The organism is Dactylosporangium sp. NPDC005555 (genome assembly GCF_040605635.1).
In the GTDB taxonomy this organism is placed as follows: domain Bacteria; phylum Actinomycetota; class Actinomycetes; order Mycobacteriales; family Micromonosporaceae; genus Dactylosporangium.
In genome coordinates this window covers 80,328-96,057 of sequence record NZ_JBEXDG010000042.1, presented here as the reverse complement: position 1 = coordinate 96,057, position 15,730 = coordinate 80,328, and the positions used below count along the sequence as shown (strand labels likewise).

Sequence of the window (15,730 nt, the reverse complement as noted above, 5' to 3'; positions counted from 1 at the left end):
GAACGGGCAGCGCGCCGGCCGCGTACTGCCGCCGCGCGGTGATGTACGCGATGCCCTGCGACGCCGCCCATTCCTTCAAGTTCACGTGAGCACCATAACACTCCAGAGAGCACCAAAGATGCTCGACAAACCATCAGCCAACAGCCCCTTCGCGGCGAGGTGCCGGCACGCGGCCGCGGTGTACATACCGCCGACCCAGCTGCCGAGCGCGAAGCACACCACGACCAGGGTGCTGCGCCCGTCGCCGCCGAAGCTGTGCACCAGGGCGTCCTCGAACCGCCGGGCGACGGCCAGCTCGTCGACGACGCTGCGCGGCCACACCGTCGGCACCCCTGACGAACCCGACGACACGGCCACGGTGTCGTTGGCGTCGAGCCGCCCGCCGCGGCACCGCTCGGGCAGCGGATACCGGCGCAGGTAGGACTCCTTCGTCGCCAGCGGCAGGTCCGCGAACGCCGCGGTCGCCGGGTCGACACCGTGCTCCGCGAGGAACGCCGCATAGGCGGGCACGGTCGCGGCGACCTCCCGGAACAGCTCCACGGCACGGGCGGCCGGATCGCCGTCCAGTGGCGCGGCGGGTGCCGCGTAGAACTCGCCGAGCCGCTCCAGGGTCCGCGCCGCGCGTGCATGCATTCCCGGAACGTACTGCACGCTCACACAGCGAACGTCCCCGACCGGGCGCCGCCGGGGCGCGTCGAGCCGTGGCGTGAGCGGGGCGAAGGCCGACCGAAATGGAGCGGAAGTGTACATAAACCTCACGGATCTGTCGCATCGCGCATAGATTCGTGGCAGATCGGACGACTCTGTGTCGCTGTGCGTCCACGGGGGTTGACGTGTTCGGTGTGTTCGGATCCCGCCGGCAGGCACGCGGCAGCACGATGCTGGTAGCGGTCCTGGTGACGCTGGCCGGCCTGGTGGGAGCGCCGGGGGACCGCCTTCGCGGCCGGGCCGGCTCCGGCGGCCGGCGCCGCGAACAGCGAGCCGCGGGCGCGCATCCTCGGGGGCGGCACTCCGACGGTCACCTCGGTCTCCGGCCGGAAGTTCGCGTCGAGCAACCCGTCGCCGCAGTTCGTCATCAGCGGCACGAACCTCGCCTCGGTCACCCAGGTGCGTTCCAACGGCGCCGCGATCCCGGGCAACACCTGGGAACTGCAGTTCGGCGAGATCTATGTGACCCCGCCCAGCGCGAAGCCGGGCGGCACCGACGAGGTCTACACGGTCTACGACGGCTCCACCGAGACGGTGGGCGGCCCGTCGACGACGGTGCACTGGCTGTCCGCGCCGGTCGTCTCCTCGGTCAGTCCCGCCACCGGCTCCAAGGGGGGCGGCACGAGTGTCGTGCTCACCGGCACCGGCTTCAATCTCGTGGACGGCGTGTCCTTCGGCAGTCAGGCGGCGGCGAGCTTCACCGTCGACAGCGGCACGCAGATCACCGCCACGACGGCGGTCGACGTCGCCTCCGAGGTCGACGTGACCGTGTCGATCAGCGACGTCAACATGGGCGCCGGGCCGGATCCGATGGTGTCGGCCACCTCGGCGAACACGAAGTTCACCTTCACCGAGGGGCCGAACATCGCCGGCCTGCTGCCCACCAGCGGTTCGGTCGACGGCGGCGAGCCGGTGGTCATCTCCGGCGGCGGGTTCACCGGCGTGACCGGCGCCGCCGGGGTGACGTTCGGCGGCACGAATGCGACGTCGTACACGGTCGACAGCGACACCCAGATCACGGCGGTCACCCCCGCGCAGTCGGCCGGCATGGTGTCCGTGGTGGTACCGAGCGACGTGTCGCAGCCGGCGACGCCGACGGCGCCGCAGCCGCCGGCCACGCCGCCGCGGACCGACCTGCAGCTGACGACCGACCAGGGCGACATCAGCAACGCGGCGCCCGGTCAGCAGATCACGTTCATCGGCACCGGGTTCGCGCCGCACTCCACCGCGATCATCACGATCTACTCCGACCCGATCGAGCCGGGCACCGCGGTGACCGACGGCAACGGCGACTTCTCCAAGCTGGTCACCATCCCGGCGGGCCTGGCGGTCGGTGACCACACCGCGGTCGCCCAGGGCGTCGCCCCGGACGGCCTGCCCCGCGCGATGGCGCTCGCCATCACCGTGGCGCCGACCAGCAGCAACACCAGCGGTGGCAACGGCGGCAGCGGTGGGCTGCCGGTCACCGGCCCGGCGGCCGCGATGATGCTGGCGATCGGGCTCGGCCTGACCACGGGCGGCACGGTCCTCGTCGGGTTCGGCAACCGGCGCCGGCGCCGCGCCTGACAGCTGCCGAGCACGCAGGTCCGTGCGCGGCCTGCTGCGTGCGGCGGTCCGGGTCCGGCCGAGGCGCTGTGGCCACGTCCGGGGTGAATTCCGGGCCGGGCCGGCGCCCGGTTCGCCTGTTCCGCGCGTGCGGTGGGCGACGCAGGAGCCGCAACGAGCGCCTGGTCAGTGGCCCAGCAGGACCTTGAGCAGCGCGATGGCCAGCGCGACCGTGGCGAGGGCGATGCCGGCGAGCAGCGTCCGGAAGGACGGCCGGGTCGACCGCAGCCGCTCCACCAGGAAACCGACCATCGCCATCCGCACGAGCAGGTAGATCGCGGAGAGCAGCACGGCCGTCCCGCCGGAGAGCCAGCCGGCCCAGGCCATGCCGAGCAGGACGCACGGCAGCAGCGCGGACGAGACGATCGGCAGCGAGTCGCGCTGCTCGTGCCGGATCGCGGCGCGGGTCATCGGCTCGTCGGCCTGGGCGCTGTGGCCGACGATCTCGGCGAACACGTGTGCCACGTAGGTCGAAACGGCGACGCCGAACACCAGTTTCAGTCCGTGTCCGTGCGCGGCCTGCTCGTCGCTGACGGGGATGAGCGTGGCGAAGAGGATGATGTTGCCGTAGAGATACGCGGAGACGCGTGCGGCGGCCCGGTGCCCGGAGAGGTCGCGGCTCGCCCGGTAACCGACGATGCGGCCGCGCAGACTCGGCTCCGATGATTCGGTCATCGCCATGATGGTAGTGGCTGCCGCCGTGCGCGGCCGTCGTGGAAGCGCCGCGGCGGCACCTGCGGAATCGCGCTGTGTGACCGGCGTCACAGGCGGACATAACGCCCCGGCGCGGCGCTGGTGACCTGCGGAGGGGTGGCGTGCGGGGCGTCGGTGCCCGTGCTGATCACCGCCGACCGCTGCCGGAGTGGCCCACCGTCCGTAGCATGGATGTTGATCGATTAAGTCGTTGCACTCGGCAAGCCCTCGATAGTGCGAGCGCAGACCGCCCCATGCGGTTCCTGTGGTGGGCACGCTGCCGGTGGAGCCGGACGCGATCACCTGGAGCCGGGCGGGATCACCACGCTCACAGTCAGACGCCGTGTGCGGCCGCGTCCGCACGCGGGGCCCGCCATGTCCCGCAGCCGCCCGGACGGCCTGCCCGGCCGGGCCGCTACCGGCCGCCCGATCAGGGCAGATGCAGGAGGCATCAGTGCACCAGACCGACCATGCCCGGCGAGCGACCCGTGCTCGCCGGCCGGCGACCCGCACCATCGTGCGGGTGCCGGTCACCACCGGCGAACCGGCCGACTGGTCCGACGCCGAACTGATCAGCTTCGACGGTCTCTGCGACGAGCTCGAACACATCGCATTACGGTTCCGCGTCCCGGCGGGCGACGCCGCGGAAGCGCCGCTGCTGGTCCGGATCCACTCCGAGTGCCTCACCGGCGACGTCTTCGGGTCCGCGCGCTGCGACTGCGGCCCGCAGCTGGCCGAGGCCGTCGAGCGCATCTCCGGCGAAGGCGGCGTCATCCTGTACCTGCGGCAGGAAGGCCGCGGCATCGGGCTGTACAACAAGATCGACGCATATCAGCTCCAGGACTGCGGCCTGGACACCTTCGCCGCCAACCGGGAGCTGAACTTCGCCGAGGACGAGCGCAGCTACCACGTCGCCGCCGAGATGCTCGCAGCGCTCGGGATCCGACGCGTCCGCCTGCTGAGCAACAACCCGGACAAGGCCGAACAGCTGCGCAGCAACGGCATCGAGGTCGACTCCATCGTCCCGACCGGCGTGTTCCTCAACCAGTCCAACCAGGACTACCTGCGGGCAAAGCTCGATCAGGGCGGACACACGATCCAACTGCAGAAGGAGCAACCGTGATCGCACACCGGGGACCCATCAGCGGAATCGCCGCCTTCGGGGACACCTACGTCCTCACCGCCGGCTACGACAACCAGATCATCCTGTGGGACATGCCGTCGAAGACGCCGATCGCGCGGGCCTGGCACGACCACCTCGCGAACCAGGTGGCGTTCTCCCCGGACGGGCGGCTGGCGGTCACCTCGTCGTCCGACTATGGCGCCCGGCTGTGGGCGCTGCCGGACCTGCGGCTGATCGCGGTGCTCGCCGATCACACCGACGACGTGGAGATGTCGGCGTTCCACCCGACCCGCGAGCTGATCGCCACCGCCTCCCGCGACCACGACGTCCGCGTGTACGACTTCCACGGCGGCCTGGTCGCCAGGTTCCAGGGCCACACCGCCGACGTCATCTCCGTCGAGTGGTCGGCCGACGCCGACGAACTCGTGTCCTCCAGCGACGACGGCACGATCAAGCGCTGGTCGCTGCGCTCGCAGCGGCTCGTCACCAACCTCGACATGGACGGCGTCGAGACCGACACGATCGCCATCTCCTCCGCCGGTACGATCTACGCCGGCAACGACGAGGGCCAGATCATCGTGGTCACCGACGGCGGACGCACGACGCTCGACGCGCACGACGCCGGCGTGAAGCGGGTCGTGCTCGACGACGGCCGCGCGCTGCTGGTCACGCTGAGCTACGACCGCACCATGAAGCTGTGGAACGTGGCGGACCGCGAGCCGGTGCTGGTGGCGACGGCCGACCTGCCGGCCGACGTGTGGCCCCGCTCGTGCGCGTTCGCGGGTGACGCGCACCTGGTGTTCGCCACCTTCGGCGCGACGTACCGTACGTACGACCACCGCACCGGCGAGTGGCTGGCCGAGGCGGTGCCGCCGACCGGCGGGGTCAACGCAGTCCTGGCCGGTGCCGCGTCCGGCGTCGTCACGGTCGGCGACGCGGGCATCGTGCGCCGCGACGGCAGCGCGATCGCCGAGACCGGCAGCCTGTGCAACTTCCTGGTCGCCGTCGGCGACCGCGTCTACACCGGCGGCCAGCTCGGCAAGCTGTTCGACGCCGGGACCGGCGCCCAGGTGCACCAGCACCGCTCACCGCTCAACTGCGGCGTGCAGTTCGTCCACGACGGCCGCCGGCACGTCCTGATCGGCACCTACACCGGCGAGGGCCTGCTCTTCGAGCAGACCGGCGACGGCCTGCGGCACGTGAGCGACCTGCGCCTGCACGCCAACGCGGTGAAGGGCGTCGCCGAGTCCGGCGGTTACCTCTTCTCGGTCTGCGCCGACACCAGCGCCACCTGGTTCCGCGCCGACGACCTGCAGCCGGTGGCCACGATCGAGGACGCGCACCACAAGATCGCCAACGGCTGCGCCGGGCTCGGCGACGGCTACTTCGCCAGCGTGAGCCGCGACCTGCTGCTGCGGATCTGGGACCCGCAGCAGCGGCCGACCGTCATCGAGACGCCGCACGACCATTCGATCAAGTGCGTCAGCGCGTCGGCCGACGGCCGCTACGTCGGCACCGGCGGCTACCACGGCCGGGTCTGCGTCTACGACCGCGACAGCGGCTCGTGGGTGGTCGACGACCGGCCGACGACCGCCGGCATCTCGTCGATGTCCTACGCCCCGGCACTCGGCCGATTCCTGGCCGGCTCCTACGACGGCAACGTCTACCAGGTCGGGATCTGAGCCCATGACCTCGGACGTCGCGCTCACGGACGCCGACATCAACGCGCTCACCGACCGCGCCGCCATGGGCCTTCCGGAGAGCTACGAGGTGCCCGCCGCCGAGCGGCTGCCGATCGCGGACGTGCTCGGCGACGGCCCGGAGGCACTGCTCGGTGCCCTCGACGCCGCCGCCGGCCCGGTCCAGACGCGGCTCGCGGCGGGCACGATGCTGGCGCTGCTGGGCGATCCGCGGGTGCGTCCCGGCGGGCACCCGGTCATGGTCGACGTCCCGGGCGGCCGGTTCCCCATGGGCACCGCCGACGACGACGTCGACGAACTGCACGCCGACACCGAGCGGTTCGGCGTGCGGCGGGACTGGATCGCGAAGGAGTGCCCCCGCGCCGAGGCCGTGGTGCGGCCGTTCCGGATCGCGGCGTACCCGGTGACCAACGCCGAGTACGCCGCCTTCCTGGCCGACACCGCGTACCCCGAACTGCCGACGCACTGGGGCTACGGCCGGTACCACCCGGCCGAGGCGAACCATCCGGTGTACACGGTCACGCCGCGCGCGGCCGACGCGTACACCGGATGGCTGACGCGCCGCACCGGCCGCGCCTACCGGCTGCCGGCCGAGACCGAGTGGGAGTACGCGGCCGCGGGCCCCGACGGCCTGCGCTACCCGTGGGGACCCCGGTGGCTGCCGGACCTGGCGAACACCCTCGAATGCCGGCTCATGGCGAGCAGCCCCGTCGGCGTCTTCCCCGGCGGGCGGTCCTGGTGCGGCGCCTACGACCTGGCCGGCAACGTCGAGGAGTACACGTCCAGCCACTACTTCCCGTACCCGGGCGGCCGGCTCGTCGAGGACGACCTGTACCGGCGGCTCGGCCACTACCGCATCGCCCGCGGCGGCGCGTTCAACCGCTTCCGGGACCTGGCCCGCTGCCAGCGCCGGCACGGCCCCTATCCGCGCTCGCTCTACGCGATGGGGTTCCGGGTGGCGGCGGACGTCTGATACGCATCTATCGAAGGAGTACCCATGCGGATCGCACAAGTGGCAACCCTGTTCGAGCCGGTGCCCCCGGCCCGCTACGGCGGCGTCGAGCGGGTGGTCGGCATCCTCACCGACCAGCTCGTCGCCCAGGGGCACGACGTCACGCTCTTCGCCAGCGGCGACTCGACCACCAAGGCCCAGCTCGTGCCGGCCTGCCCGCAGTCGTTGCGGCTCGCCGACACCGGCCCGTTCCGCGACTTCACGGTCGCCATCTACATGAAGATGATGATGGACCTGCTGCACCGGGTCGACGACTTCGACGTCATGCACTTCCACACCGGCTTCTACCACCTGCCGACGTTCTACCCGCACCGGCACAGGTCGCTGACGACCGTGCACATGCCGATGAGCCTCGGCCCGGACATCGGCACGCTGCTGGACGCCTTCGCCGAGATGCCCTACATCGGCATCTCCCACGACCAGCGCAGCCACCGCCCGTCGATGAACTGGCGCGGCGTCGTCCACCACGGGATCCCCGCAGACCTGTACAGGCAGGACGACGGCGACGGCGGATACCTGCTCTTCGTGGGGCGCATCGCACCTAGCAAGCGACCCGACCGCGCCATCGAGATCGCGCGCGGGGCGGGGCTGCCGCTGAAGATCGCCGCGAAGGTCGACGACATCTTCCGCGACTACTTCGACGCGGAGGTCGCACCGCACATCGACGGTCACGCCGTCGAGTTCCTCGGCGAGGTCTCCGATCAGGAGAAGCAGGAGCTGTACGGAGGAGCCCGCGCACTGCTGTTCCCGATCGACTGGAACGAACCCTTCGGTCTCGTGCTCATCGAGGCGATGGCCTGCGGCACCCCGGTCGTCGCGTGGGACATGGGCTCGGTCACCGAGATCGTCGACGACGGCGTCACCGGCTTCAGGGTCACCGACATCGACGCCGCCGTGGAAGCGGTGCGGGCGACGGCGGGCCTCGACCGGGGACTCGTCCGTGCGACGTTCGACCGCCGCTTCACCGCGGAGCGCATGACGTCCGGCTACGTCGCGCAGTACGAGCGGATGATCGACGAAGCGGAGGCGGGTGCGCGATGAGGGTCGCGCACGTGCACTGGGCGGCACTGCCCACGATGGGCGGCATCGAGACGCACCTCGAGTCGCTGACCACCGACACCGAGTTCTTCGCCGGTACCCGGGACGCGCGCACCGCCGTGTTCCACCCCTGCCTGGAGCCGGGCGGCGGGGGATCGGCGGCGGACCTGGCGGACCTGACGCGGCGGCTCGCCGGCGCCGACGTCGTGCACCTGCACAACCCGCAGTGGCACCGGCCTGAGGTCACCGACCACCTCGTCCGGCACCTGCCCGTCCCCCGGGTGCTCGACGTGCACAACCTCGCGGTGCGCGGCACCGACACCGAGGCGCTGCGCCGCTGGTCCGCGCTGGGCGGGCATCTCGTCGCCCACTCCGAGTTCGTCGCGGCGGAGCTGCGCGCCGAGGTGCCGTCGGCGACGGTCACCGTGCTCCCGCTGGCGCTGCCACGGGCGGTGGACGGCCCACCGCCGATCGCGGACAACGGCCGCCCGGTCGTGCTGCAGCCGACCCGGCTCTCGTCCTGGAAGGGCAGCGACCTTTCCCTCACGATGGCCGCCGACCTGCTCGACCGGGGCCACGACTTCGACTTCGTGCACGCCGGCAGCGAGCAGCTGCTGTGGGACCCGAACATCGACGAGGCGCTGCTGCGGCGCGTCGAGCCCTGGCGGGAGCGCGGCCGGATCCGCTTCGTGCACTACCAGCCGGACCGCAGCTGGGCGGCGATCGGCGCGGCGGACCTCGTGGTGCATCCGACCGCCGGCACCCAGGCGCGCGGCGAGCCCTACTCCATGTCGGTGGCGCAGGCCGTCATCACCGGCCGGCCCCTCGTCGTGAGCCGGTCCGGCAACCTGCCGGCGCTGGTCGACGGGTACCCGGCCGCGCGCACGGTGGACGTGGGCGACGCGACGGCGCTGCGCGACGCGGTGGAGTCGTTCCTGCGCGGTGACTGGCCCCGGCCGGGGCGGGCGGCGATGACCCGGTCGGCGGACGCGCTGCGCGCCTACCACGACTCGGCGCCCCGCCGGCACCGCGAGTTCGCCGCATCGCTGGCCGACGACCGGGCGGAGGCGGCGCGATGATGGCCGCCGAACTTGACCGCCTGCCGGTCGACCAGCTGCCGCACGGCCTGCCGCTGTTCGGGATGTTTCTCAGGATGCCCGCGTTCGACGCCGAGCTGCAGGTCTTCCGCGTGCCGGGCTGGCGGTCCGCGGCCGGCCTCACGCTGCACGACGTGCTGGTGCATCCCGAGCAGTTCGACGCGCTGGACCTGCCGGCGGGCACGTTCGCGCTGGTGCAGACGCACGGCCAGGTGTGGGCGCTCGGCACCGGAGACCGGTGCATGATGACGCTGCGCAGGGTCGGCGGCGAGGGCCGGTTCGACATCGACCCCGCACCCGGCGGCGGCCCGGTCACGCTGACCGACGAGCGTGGCACGGTCCTCGCCCGGTACGCCATGGACACCCTGCGGCACGACGACGGTGCGGTGGTGTCGCTGATCGCCGCCGCCCTGGCGACCCTGTTCGCCGACGAGGCGCTGTCGGCGGTCCTCGTGCGTGCCTACCCCGGCCTGACCTCGTTGATCGTGGAGGGGAGGACGTTTCCGCGGCTGTTCGCCTCCGACACGGTGAGCCGGGACGCGCGGCAGCGGCCGGTGTGGCCTGAGGCCGGAGGTGACCGTGATCCGGGGTAACCGCGCGTATCAGCTGTTCCTCGTCGCGACCCTGCTGTCCTTCGTCGGCAGCACCGTCCACGTGCTCGCCGCGTCGTGGCTGATCCTGTCGCTGACCGGCGTCGCCTACTCGGTGCCGCTGCTGCTGCTGTTCTCCGCCGTCCCCGGTGTGCTGCTCGCGCCGGTCGTCGGGTCCGTCGTCGACCGCTTCGACCCGCGCGTCCTGCTCATCGTCGTCGACGTCATCTCGGCGGCCGCGGTGTTCTCCATCCCGCTCGCGTCGTCGGCGGACCTGCTCGTGCCATGGCACCTGTACGCGGTCGAGTCGATCCTCGCCCTGTGCGGGCAGTTCTACGGCTCGGCGTCGAGGGTCTTCGTGAACCGGCTGGCCGCGCCGGACGAGCTGCTCGCCGCGAACGCCACCACCACGCTCGTCTACCAGCTCGGCATCGCGTTCGGCGCGCTGGGCGGCGGCCTGGTGGTGGCGACCGCCGGCCCGCTGACCGGCCTGTTGGTCAACGGCGTCTCCTTCCTGCTGTCGGGGGTCGGGATGGCCGCCATCGGCCTCACCCGGCAGTGGAAGGCAGCGACCCCGCCCGCCGTGGAGCCGGCGGAGCGGACCGGCGCGTGGCAGGGCTTCGTCAACACCGGCAGGCTGATGATCGGCCACCGGCGGATCCTGCACATGACGCTGCTGTACGTCGGCCTGCAGTCCATGCACCGGCTGCTGTCCTCGCTGCTCGCCCCCTACGTCAGCGCCGGCGGGCACGGCGCCGGCACCCAGGGCGGCCTGCAGATGAGCTACAGCCTCGGCGCGGTGCTCGCCGGCGGCCTGATCCCGCTCATCACCAGACGCTTCGGCGCCGCCGCGATCCTGCTCATCGGCTCGGTGGGCGTGGCCGGCCTGGCCGTCGCCTTCTCCTTCACCAGCGACTGGACCGGCATCCTGACGTACGGCGCGCTGGGACTCGCCGTGAGCGCCTGGATCTACCACCTCACCGCCGCGCAGCTGCTGGTGCCGGCCAAGCAGCAGGGCACCTACTTCGCCACCACCGGCTCGCTGGTCTCGCTGGCCGGCATCGTGGTCTTCGGCGCCGGTACCCTGCTGCTGCACACCCTGGAGCCGCGCACGGTCTACTGGATCGGCGCCGCCGCGCTGCTGGCGACCGCGCTGCCCTCCCTGCTGGCCACCCGCCGCGCCCCCGACCCCACCGCCGCCGAACCCGGCCGGCCGGCCCTCAAAGACCCTGAACCGGACCGTTCACAGGCATAGGCCGCGGTCACCGGCCGCCGAGGACACCGGCTGCCTCGACGGTCCGCTGCTCGATCATCGCCAGGGCGACCGGTGTGTACGCGTGGGCGGCGGACCGGGCCGTCGCGCAGGCGGTGAGGACCTGCCGGGCGCGGCGGGACACCTCGTCCGGCGCCGCCGGGGGTGCGTCGGGCAGCCGTCCCGCCCGGTGCCAGAAGCGCATGACCGCACCGAACGCGGCGATGCCGTGCAGCAGGGCCGCCGGAGGCCGGGGCTCCTCCTTCCACGGCGACGGCAGCCGCACGGTGTCGTCCTGGGTGAGCGGGGTCAGCGCGGCGACCACCTCGACCAGCTGGTGCGTCGCCTCGTGCACCAGCACCTCGGCGGTGTACCAGGGGTCGGGCCGGCCGAGCGACGCGTAGACGACGCCCGGCGCCGACGAGACCGAGCAGCTCTGGATCTCGAACTCCGGTCGGCCGATGATCCGCCCGTCGCGTTGCCGCAGCGGGACCAGCACCTGGGTGAGTGCGGCGACGGAGGCGGCGGCATCGGATCCCGCACGGCGCAGGACCTGCCCGGCGGCCGCGCCGACCCCGGCCCAGGCGGCCCTGGTGGTGGACAGGTCGTCCCGCGGGTCGGCGAACCGCGCCAGCAGCGGGTCACAGGCGTTGATCTCGATCGTCCACGACCCTTCACCGATGACGGGCAACGGCCGCGCGCCGGGCGGTGCCACCCGCGACCCCGGCAGGTAGGCGCAGCCCGACACCCGGTCCGGGCGCACCTCGCCGGCCTCGACCAGCATCGCCATGGCCATCGGATAGGCGGAGGTGACGGCGTCCGGGTCGAGCGGCCGGTCGTAGTCGAGCAGCGACCGGCCGAGCATCCCGGCGACGGGGTGCCGCAGCGCCGCGAAGGTCTCCGGCGCGTCGAGGGCGAACGCGACACTCCACCAGTGATCGCTGTAGACGTCCGCGGCGCGCCGCAGCGCCGCCGTCCGCAGCGCGGTCTCCTCGACCCACCACCGGTCCAGCCACGGCCCGGGGCTCGCGTCGCCGGCCAGGACGGCGTCGGCGTCGGGCGGCCCCGCGTGCTCACGCACCGGTCACGACCTTCGCGCCGGTCAGCGGCCCGTCCAGCGGGATGCGGCCGGACACGAGCGCGGGCAGCAGCTTGGCGACGATCTCCTCGTGCTGGGCCGTGTACGACGCGCAGTGCTCGTCGGGCAGCGGCACGACACCCGAGTCGCCGTGCTGGCCCGACAGCGTGCAGCCACCGCCGCAGCTGCGCAGCCACGGGCAGCCTCCACAGGTCTCCGGCGCCGTGTGCAGCGCGTGGTCGAGCGTCCCGGCACGCTTGAGGATCTGCAGGCCGACGGTCCGGCCGTCGACCCTGGCGCCCTGCCCGGGAGTGACGAACCGCGGGCACGCGTGGACCTCACCGCGGGCGCTCAGCACGTGCAGGCTGCGGCCCGATCCGCAGTGGCGCGACGTGCAGCCGTCCCGCCAGCCGTACGGGTCGCCGAGCATCCGGGCGAGGAACTTGCCGGCCGACTGGTCGAGCATGCCGAGGCCGCTGCCGGCGGCCCGTTCGACGGTGCGCCGGAGGAAGTGCGCGATCGCGTCGGGCGACGCGCCCACCTCGCGCCAGCCGGCGTCGGCCTCGCCGTGCGCGAGGACGGGCTTGCACAGGAAGCTCGCCGGCGCCTGCCGGGCGATCTCGTCGAGCACCTCGTCCGGCGCCGCCACGTTGTGGGCGCCGACGGTCACGATGAGATGGAACGGCAGTCCACGGTCCCGGCACCGGGCGAGGGAGCCGGTGACCTTCGCGTGCGTCCCGCGGCCGCTGCGCAGCGTCCTCGCGCGGTCGTGCAGGGCTTCCGGGCCGTCGAGGCTGACCCCGATCAGCACGTCGTTGCCCACCAGCAGGTCCAGCAGGTCGTCGCCGAGCGTGGTGGCGTTCGTCTGGACCGCGACCCGCAGATGCTTCCCGGCCTCGTCGGCGCGACGGCGGGCGTACGCCAGAGCCGTCCGGAACAACCTCGGCGCGGCGGCGATCTCCCCGAAGTCGACGAGGATCGTCGCCTCGGGACGGCGCATGGCCGCGTCCAGCGCCGCGGTGACGAGACCCGGATCGGCGTCGTTCTGGCCGCCCGGCGAGGCGTGGCCGAGGTAGCAGTAGGTGCAGGCCAGGTTGCATCCCGAGTTCAGCACCAGGATCAGGCCGTAGTGCTCGCGGGTCTGCTCGACGCAGGCGTCCCAGTCGACGCCGCCGAGCGCCGTCTCGCCGTCGAGCGAGACCAGGCCGCGGCGCCACAGCGGGACGGCCCAGTGGTCTGCTCCCGACAGGTCCACGACCGAGCCGTCGGCAGCCTCGAGCCGCGATCGTTCGGCGGTGCTGAGCATCGCCCAGCCGCCGGTGGTGTGCTCGACGCCGACCCAGTCCGTCCCCGCGGCCCGCCAGCGCACACCGTCCGCGCCGAGGACGCCGCGTTGCGGCGGTTGCCGGGTGTCCGCCGCGGCCCAGGGCGGCAGCCGCCGGGCGGGCTCAATCCATGCCGGCATGGGCACCCACCATCTCCCCGGGCCTTGCGGCGGGCACCCCGCCGGGGTCCGCGACCTTCCACGGCAGCCGGTCGTCCATGCCGGTGCACAGCAACCGGAAGGAGCAGCCACCGCAGACCCGGGCGGTCAGGGCCGCACCCCGCCGGCGGACGGCCTCGAACCCGGCCGCATCCGGCTCCTCGGCCGCCTGCCCGAGCGGGCGGTCGCGCAGCGGCGGACAGGTCACCATCGCGCCGTCCGGACCGACGACCAGGTTGTGGCTGATCGGGAACCGGCCCCGGGGCTGCACCGGCAGCGTCGTGGGCCAGTCGTCGCCGATGACCGGGCCCATCTGGCCGATGTCGAGCCCGTGCCTCGTCCGGGCGGCCATGAGCTCCACGGTCAGCGCGGCCCACTGCTCGGCGTCGAGACTTTCCAGGTCGCAGCGGACGGCCCGGCCCAGGGCGGCCACCGGGAAGACGGTCCACACCGACGCCCCGAGCGAGCGGACCAGCTCGATCATCGCGGCGAGCTCACCGACGTTGCCGCGGTGCACGACCGTGTGGACGCCCGTGACCCGGCCGCCGCCGGCGCGGAAACGCTCCAGCGCCGCCACGGTGGCCCGGAACGTCCCACGGCCGCGGATCGTGTCGTGCGTGTCCGGACCCGCGCCGTCGAGACTCACATGGACACCGAGCCGGCGGTGCCGGCGCTGGACGTCGGTCAGCGCCCGCATCGTGCGGCGCCCCAGCAGCCCATTGGTGATCAACGTGACCTGCGCGATCCCGGCGTCGAGCGCGTGGTCGAGCAGGACGCACGCGTCGTCCCGGAGCAGGGCCTCGCCGCCGGAGACGGTCAGCGCTCGGACCCCCGCCGTGGCGAGGGTGTCGATGAAGCGGAGCCAGGCGGCGGTGGGCAGCTCGGCGCCGGCCGGCGAGTCCTCCTCGGGCACGGCGCAGTGCGTGCACCGCAGGTTGCAGCGTTCGGTGAGCATGATCTGCACGAAGTCGCCGAACCGCACGCCGGTCATCGCCCGGTCCCCTGCCCCGCGGTGGCGAGCGTGCGCAGGTCGTCGCCGATCCGGTCCCGGATGCGCGTGATCAGCGCGAACAGGTCGGGGCAGTACACGCTCGGACGGTCGAAGCCACCGTCGTCGCCGTAGCGGTGCGGGTAGAGACCGCCGCCGCAGGTGTCCACGATGGGGCAGGCGCGGCACTGCGCCGCCAGCGACTCCTTGCCGTCCTGGCGCACGACGACACCCGGGTGGGTCAGCACCTCGTCGATGCTGTGGGTGAGCACGTTGAGGTCCGTCGAGGCGGCCCCGTCATACGTGGTCTTGAGCGTGTCGACGAGCTCGATCGAGCCGTCGGTCTCGATGGTCACCAGCCCGACCGGGTCGGTGCCGAGCATCTCGAACGCCCCGCCACCGCCCAGCAGCAGGCTCATCGTGTCCTGGAAGATGCGGATGGTCAGTGGCTGCACCGGCTCGGCGTACCACCTGTCGAAGATCACCCCGAGCCAGTCGGCGTACGGGGTGCCGGTGCCCGTGGTGTCCCGGCCGGGTGGCGGCGACGACCAGTTGCCGTGCGGCAGGAGCAGGTCGCAGTGCCGCGGGTCGAGCCCGGCGATCGTTCGGTACACCTCGAGCGGATCGTTGGCCAGATCGATCGTGGCGAGCACGCCCGAGAAGACCCGCGGCCCGGCGGCGCGCAGCCGCTCGATCCCGGCGAGCACCTCGTCGAAGCTCGAACGACCGTCCCGGTAGGTGCGGTGCCGGTCGTTGGCGGACCTCGGCCCGTCCAGGCTGACGCCGACGCGCACGTCGTGGTCGGCCAGCACGGCGGCGACGGCCGGGGTCACCAGCGTGCCGTTGGTCTGGCACATGAGCACCAGCTCGGTCACCCCTGCCAGCTCGCGGCGCAGGACGGTGAACATGCGGTCCAGCGTCTGCGCGCCGGCGAGGAGCGGCTCCCCGCCGTGGAAGGCGATGCCCACGGCGGGGAGCTCCCAGCGTCGCGCGTGCTCACGGACCCTGGCGGCCAGCGCGGCGACGACCCGGTCCGCCATCATCACCGGCTGGCGGCGCCAGCCCTGGTCGGCGTGGTGGTAGACGTAGCAGTAGTCGCAGTCGAGGTTGCAGCGGCTGGCAACCTTCACCACGTATTCGGCGATGGGGGTCGGCTGCCGGTCCGGCACTACCACGGGTTGGACGAGTGCTTGTTGTAGCTCTGATGGCCGGCTCGCAGCTCGCCGTCCTCCTCCCGGGCCCGGCGCAGCGCGGCGGCGAGCGCCGACTCCCCGGTGTCGGCCAGCTCCTGCGCGGCGTCACCCTGCGCGAGGTCGGCGAGGTCGGCGGGGTCGGTGGCGCGGTCCTGGATCTCTTCCATAAC

The 15,730-nt window shown here is 72.8% G+C and carries 15 protein-coding genes; 8 read left to right on the top strand and 7 right to left on the bottom strand.

Annotation, left to right across the window (positions count from 1 at the left end; translation table 11 throughout):
* Positions 1 to 81: 81 nt before the first annotated feature.
* Entirely contained in the window at positions 82 to 633 is a 552-nt protein-coding gene (locus ABZS58_RS35390; RefSeq protein ID WP_354787622.1) for a hypothetical protein, read from the bottom strand.
* 474 nt (positions 634 to 1,107) lie between these two features.
* On the opposite strand from ABZS58_RS35390, the gene ABZS58_RS35385 reads away from it, so the two are divergent.
* The gene (locus tag ABZS58_RS35385; RefSeq protein ID WP_354787621.1) at positions 1,108 to 2,274 is read left to right on the top strand and encodes an IPT/TIG domain-containing protein; all 1,167 of its coding nucleotides are present in this window, start codon (positions 1,108 to 1,110) and stop codon (positions 2,272 to 2,274) included.
* Positions 2,275 to 2,439: 165 nt separating this feature from the next.
* On the opposite strand, the gene ABZS58_RS35380 is transcribed toward ABZS58_RS35385, so the two are convergent.
* The gene (locus ABZS58_RS35380) at positions 2,440 to 2,988 is read right to left on the bottom strand and encodes a hypothetical protein (RefSeq protein ID WP_354787620.1); all 549 of its coding nucleotides are present in this window, start codon (positions 2,986 to 2,988) and stop codon (positions 2,440 to 2,442) included.
* Between the two features lie 532 nt (positions 2,989 to 3,520).
* Here ABZS58_RS35380 and ribA point away from each other — a divergent pair.
* From ribA to ABZS58_RS35345, 7 genes are read left to right on the top strand one after another with little or no spacing between them, the layout of a single operon-like run.
* On the top strand, positions 3,521 to 4,129 hold the full coding sequence (ribA, locus tag ABZS58_RS35375; RefSeq protein WP_354787623.1) for a GTP cyclohydrolase II: 609 nt from the start codon (positions 3,521 to 3,523) through the stop codon (positions 4,127 to 4,129).
* A complete protein-coding gene (locus ABZS58_RS35370; RefSeq protein ID WP_354787619.1) occupies positions 4,126 to 5,811 on the top strand; it encodes a WD40 repeat domain-containing protein in 1,686 nt (561 codons plus the stop codon). Before ribA ends, ABZS58_RS35370 begins: the two co-directional genes overlap by 4 nt.
* A gap of 4 nt (positions 5,812 to 5,815) precedes the next feature.
* On the top strand, positions 5,816 to 6,802 hold the full coding sequence (locus tag ABZS58_RS35365; RefSeq protein ID WP_354787618.1) for an SUMF1/EgtB/PvdO family nonheme iron enzyme: 987 nt from the start codon (positions 5,816 to 5,818) through the stop codon (positions 6,800 to 6,802).
* A 24-nt stretch (positions 6,803 to 6,826) separates the two neighbouring features.
* Entirely contained in the window at positions 6,827 to 7,882 is a 1,056-nt protein-coding gene (locus tag ABZS58_RS35360) for a glycosyltransferase family 4 protein (RefSeq protein WP_354787617.1), read from the top strand.
* A complete protein-coding gene (locus tag ABZS58_RS35355; RefSeq protein ID WP_354787616.1) occupies positions 7,879 to 8,958 on the top strand; it encodes a glycosyltransferase family 4 protein in 1,080 nt (359 codons plus the stop codon). The genes ABZS58_RS35360 and ABZS58_RS35355 overlap by 4 nt, the downstream gene beginning before the upstream one ends.
* On the top strand, positions 8,955 to 9,569 hold the full coding sequence (locus tag ABZS58_RS35350; RefSeq protein WP_354787615.1) for a hypothetical protein: 615 nt from the start codon (positions 8,955 to 8,957) through the stop codon (positions 9,567 to 9,569). Before ABZS58_RS35355 ends, ABZS58_RS35350 begins: the two co-directional genes overlap by 4 nt.
* Positions 9,556 to 10,821, top strand: a complete 1,266-nt coding sequence (locus ABZS58_RS35345; protein ID WP_354787614.1) for an MFS transporter — start codon at positions 9,556 to 9,558, stop codon at positions 10,819 to 10,821. The genes ABZS58_RS35350 and ABZS58_RS35345 overlap by 14 nt, the downstream gene beginning before the upstream one ends.
* Positions 10,822 to 10,828: 7 nt before the next feature.
* Here ABZS58_RS35345 and ABZS58_RS35340 read toward each other — a convergent pair whose 3' ends face one another.
* The 5 genes from ABZS58_RS35340 to ABZS58_RS35320 are packed head-to-tail and all read right to left on the bottom strand — an operon-like array spanning position 10,829 to position 15,727.
* A complete protein-coding gene (locus ABZS58_RS35340) occupies positions 10,829 to 11,899 on the bottom strand; it encodes an HEXXH motif-containing putative peptide modification protein (RefSeq protein WP_354787613.1) in 1,071 nt (356 codons plus the stop codon).
* Positions 11,892 to 13,361, bottom strand: coding sequence for a radical SAM protein (locus ABZS58_RS35335; RefSeq protein WP_354787612.1), 1,470 nt, complete (start codon positions 13,359 to 13,361; stop codon positions 11,892 to 11,894). The genes ABZS58_RS35340 and ABZS58_RS35335 overlap by 8 nt, the downstream gene beginning before the upstream one ends.
* Positions 13,345 to 14,370 (bottom strand): radical SAM protein, encoded by a 1,026-nt coding sequence (locus ABZS58_RS35330; protein ID WP_354787611.1) that lies wholly within the window; start codon positions 14,368 to 14,370, stop codon positions 13,345 to 13,347. Before ABZS58_RS35330 ends, ABZS58_RS35335 begins: the two co-directional genes overlap by 17 nt.
* The gene (locus tag ABZS58_RS35325; protein WP_354787610.1) at positions 14,367 to 15,542 is read right to left on the bottom strand and encodes an FxsB family cyclophane-forming radical SAM/SPASM peptide maturase; all 1,176 of its coding nucleotides are present in this window, start codon (positions 15,540 to 15,542) and stop codon (positions 14,367 to 14,369) included. Before ABZS58_RS35325 ends, ABZS58_RS35330 begins: the two co-directional genes overlap by 4 nt.
* Positions 15,536 to 15,727: a hypothetical protein gene (locus ABZS58_RS35320; RefSeq protein ID WP_354787609.1), complete on the bottom strand. Its 192-nt coding sequence runs from the start codon at positions 15,725 to 15,727 to the stop codon at positions 15,536 to 15,538. Before ABZS58_RS35320 ends, ABZS58_RS35325 begins: the two co-directional genes overlap by 7 nt.
* Positions 15,728 to 15,730: the final 3 nt, after the last annotated feature.

Excerpts from the sequence above, each read along its gene's own strand:
- ABZS58_RS35380 (WP_354787620.1), bottom strand. The coding sequence starts at position 2,988 with ATGACCGAATCATCGGAGCCGAGTCTGCGCGGCCGCATCGTCGGTTAC.
- ABZS58_RS35355 (WP_354787616.1), top strand. The coding sequence starts at position 7,879 with ATGAGGGTCGCGCACGTGCACTGGGCGGCACTGCCCACGATGGGCGGC.
- ABZS58_RS35320 (WP_354787609.1), bottom strand. The coding sequence starts at position 15,727 with ATGGAAGAGATCCAGGACCGCGCCACCGACCCCGCCGACCTCGCCGAC.
- ABZS58_RS35360 (WP_354787617.1), top strand. The coding sequence starts at position 6,827 with ATGCGGATCGCACAAGTGGCAACCCTGTTCGAGCCGGTGCCCCCGGCC.
- ABZS58_RS35365 (WP_354787618.1), top strand. The coding sequence starts at position 5,816 with ATGACCTCGGACGTCGCGCTCACGGACGCCGACATCAACGCGCTCACC.
- ABZS58_RS35335 (WP_354787612.1), bottom strand. The coding sequence starts at position 13,361 with ATGCCGGCATGGATTGAGCCCGCCCGGCGGCTGCCGCCCTGGGCCGCG.
- ABZS58_RS35330 (WP_354787611.1), bottom strand. The coding sequence starts at position 14,370 with ATGACCGGCGTGCGGTTCGGCGACTTCGTGCAGATCATGCTCACCGAA.
- ABZS58_RS35350 (WP_354787615.1), top strand. The coding sequence starts at position 8,955 with ATGATGGCCGCCGAACTTGACCGCCTGCCGGTCGACCAGCTGCCGCAC.
- ABZS58_RS35390 (WP_354787622.1), bottom strand. The coding sequence starts at position 633 with ATGCATGCACGCGCGGCGCGGACCCTGGAGCGGCTCGGCGAGTTCTAC.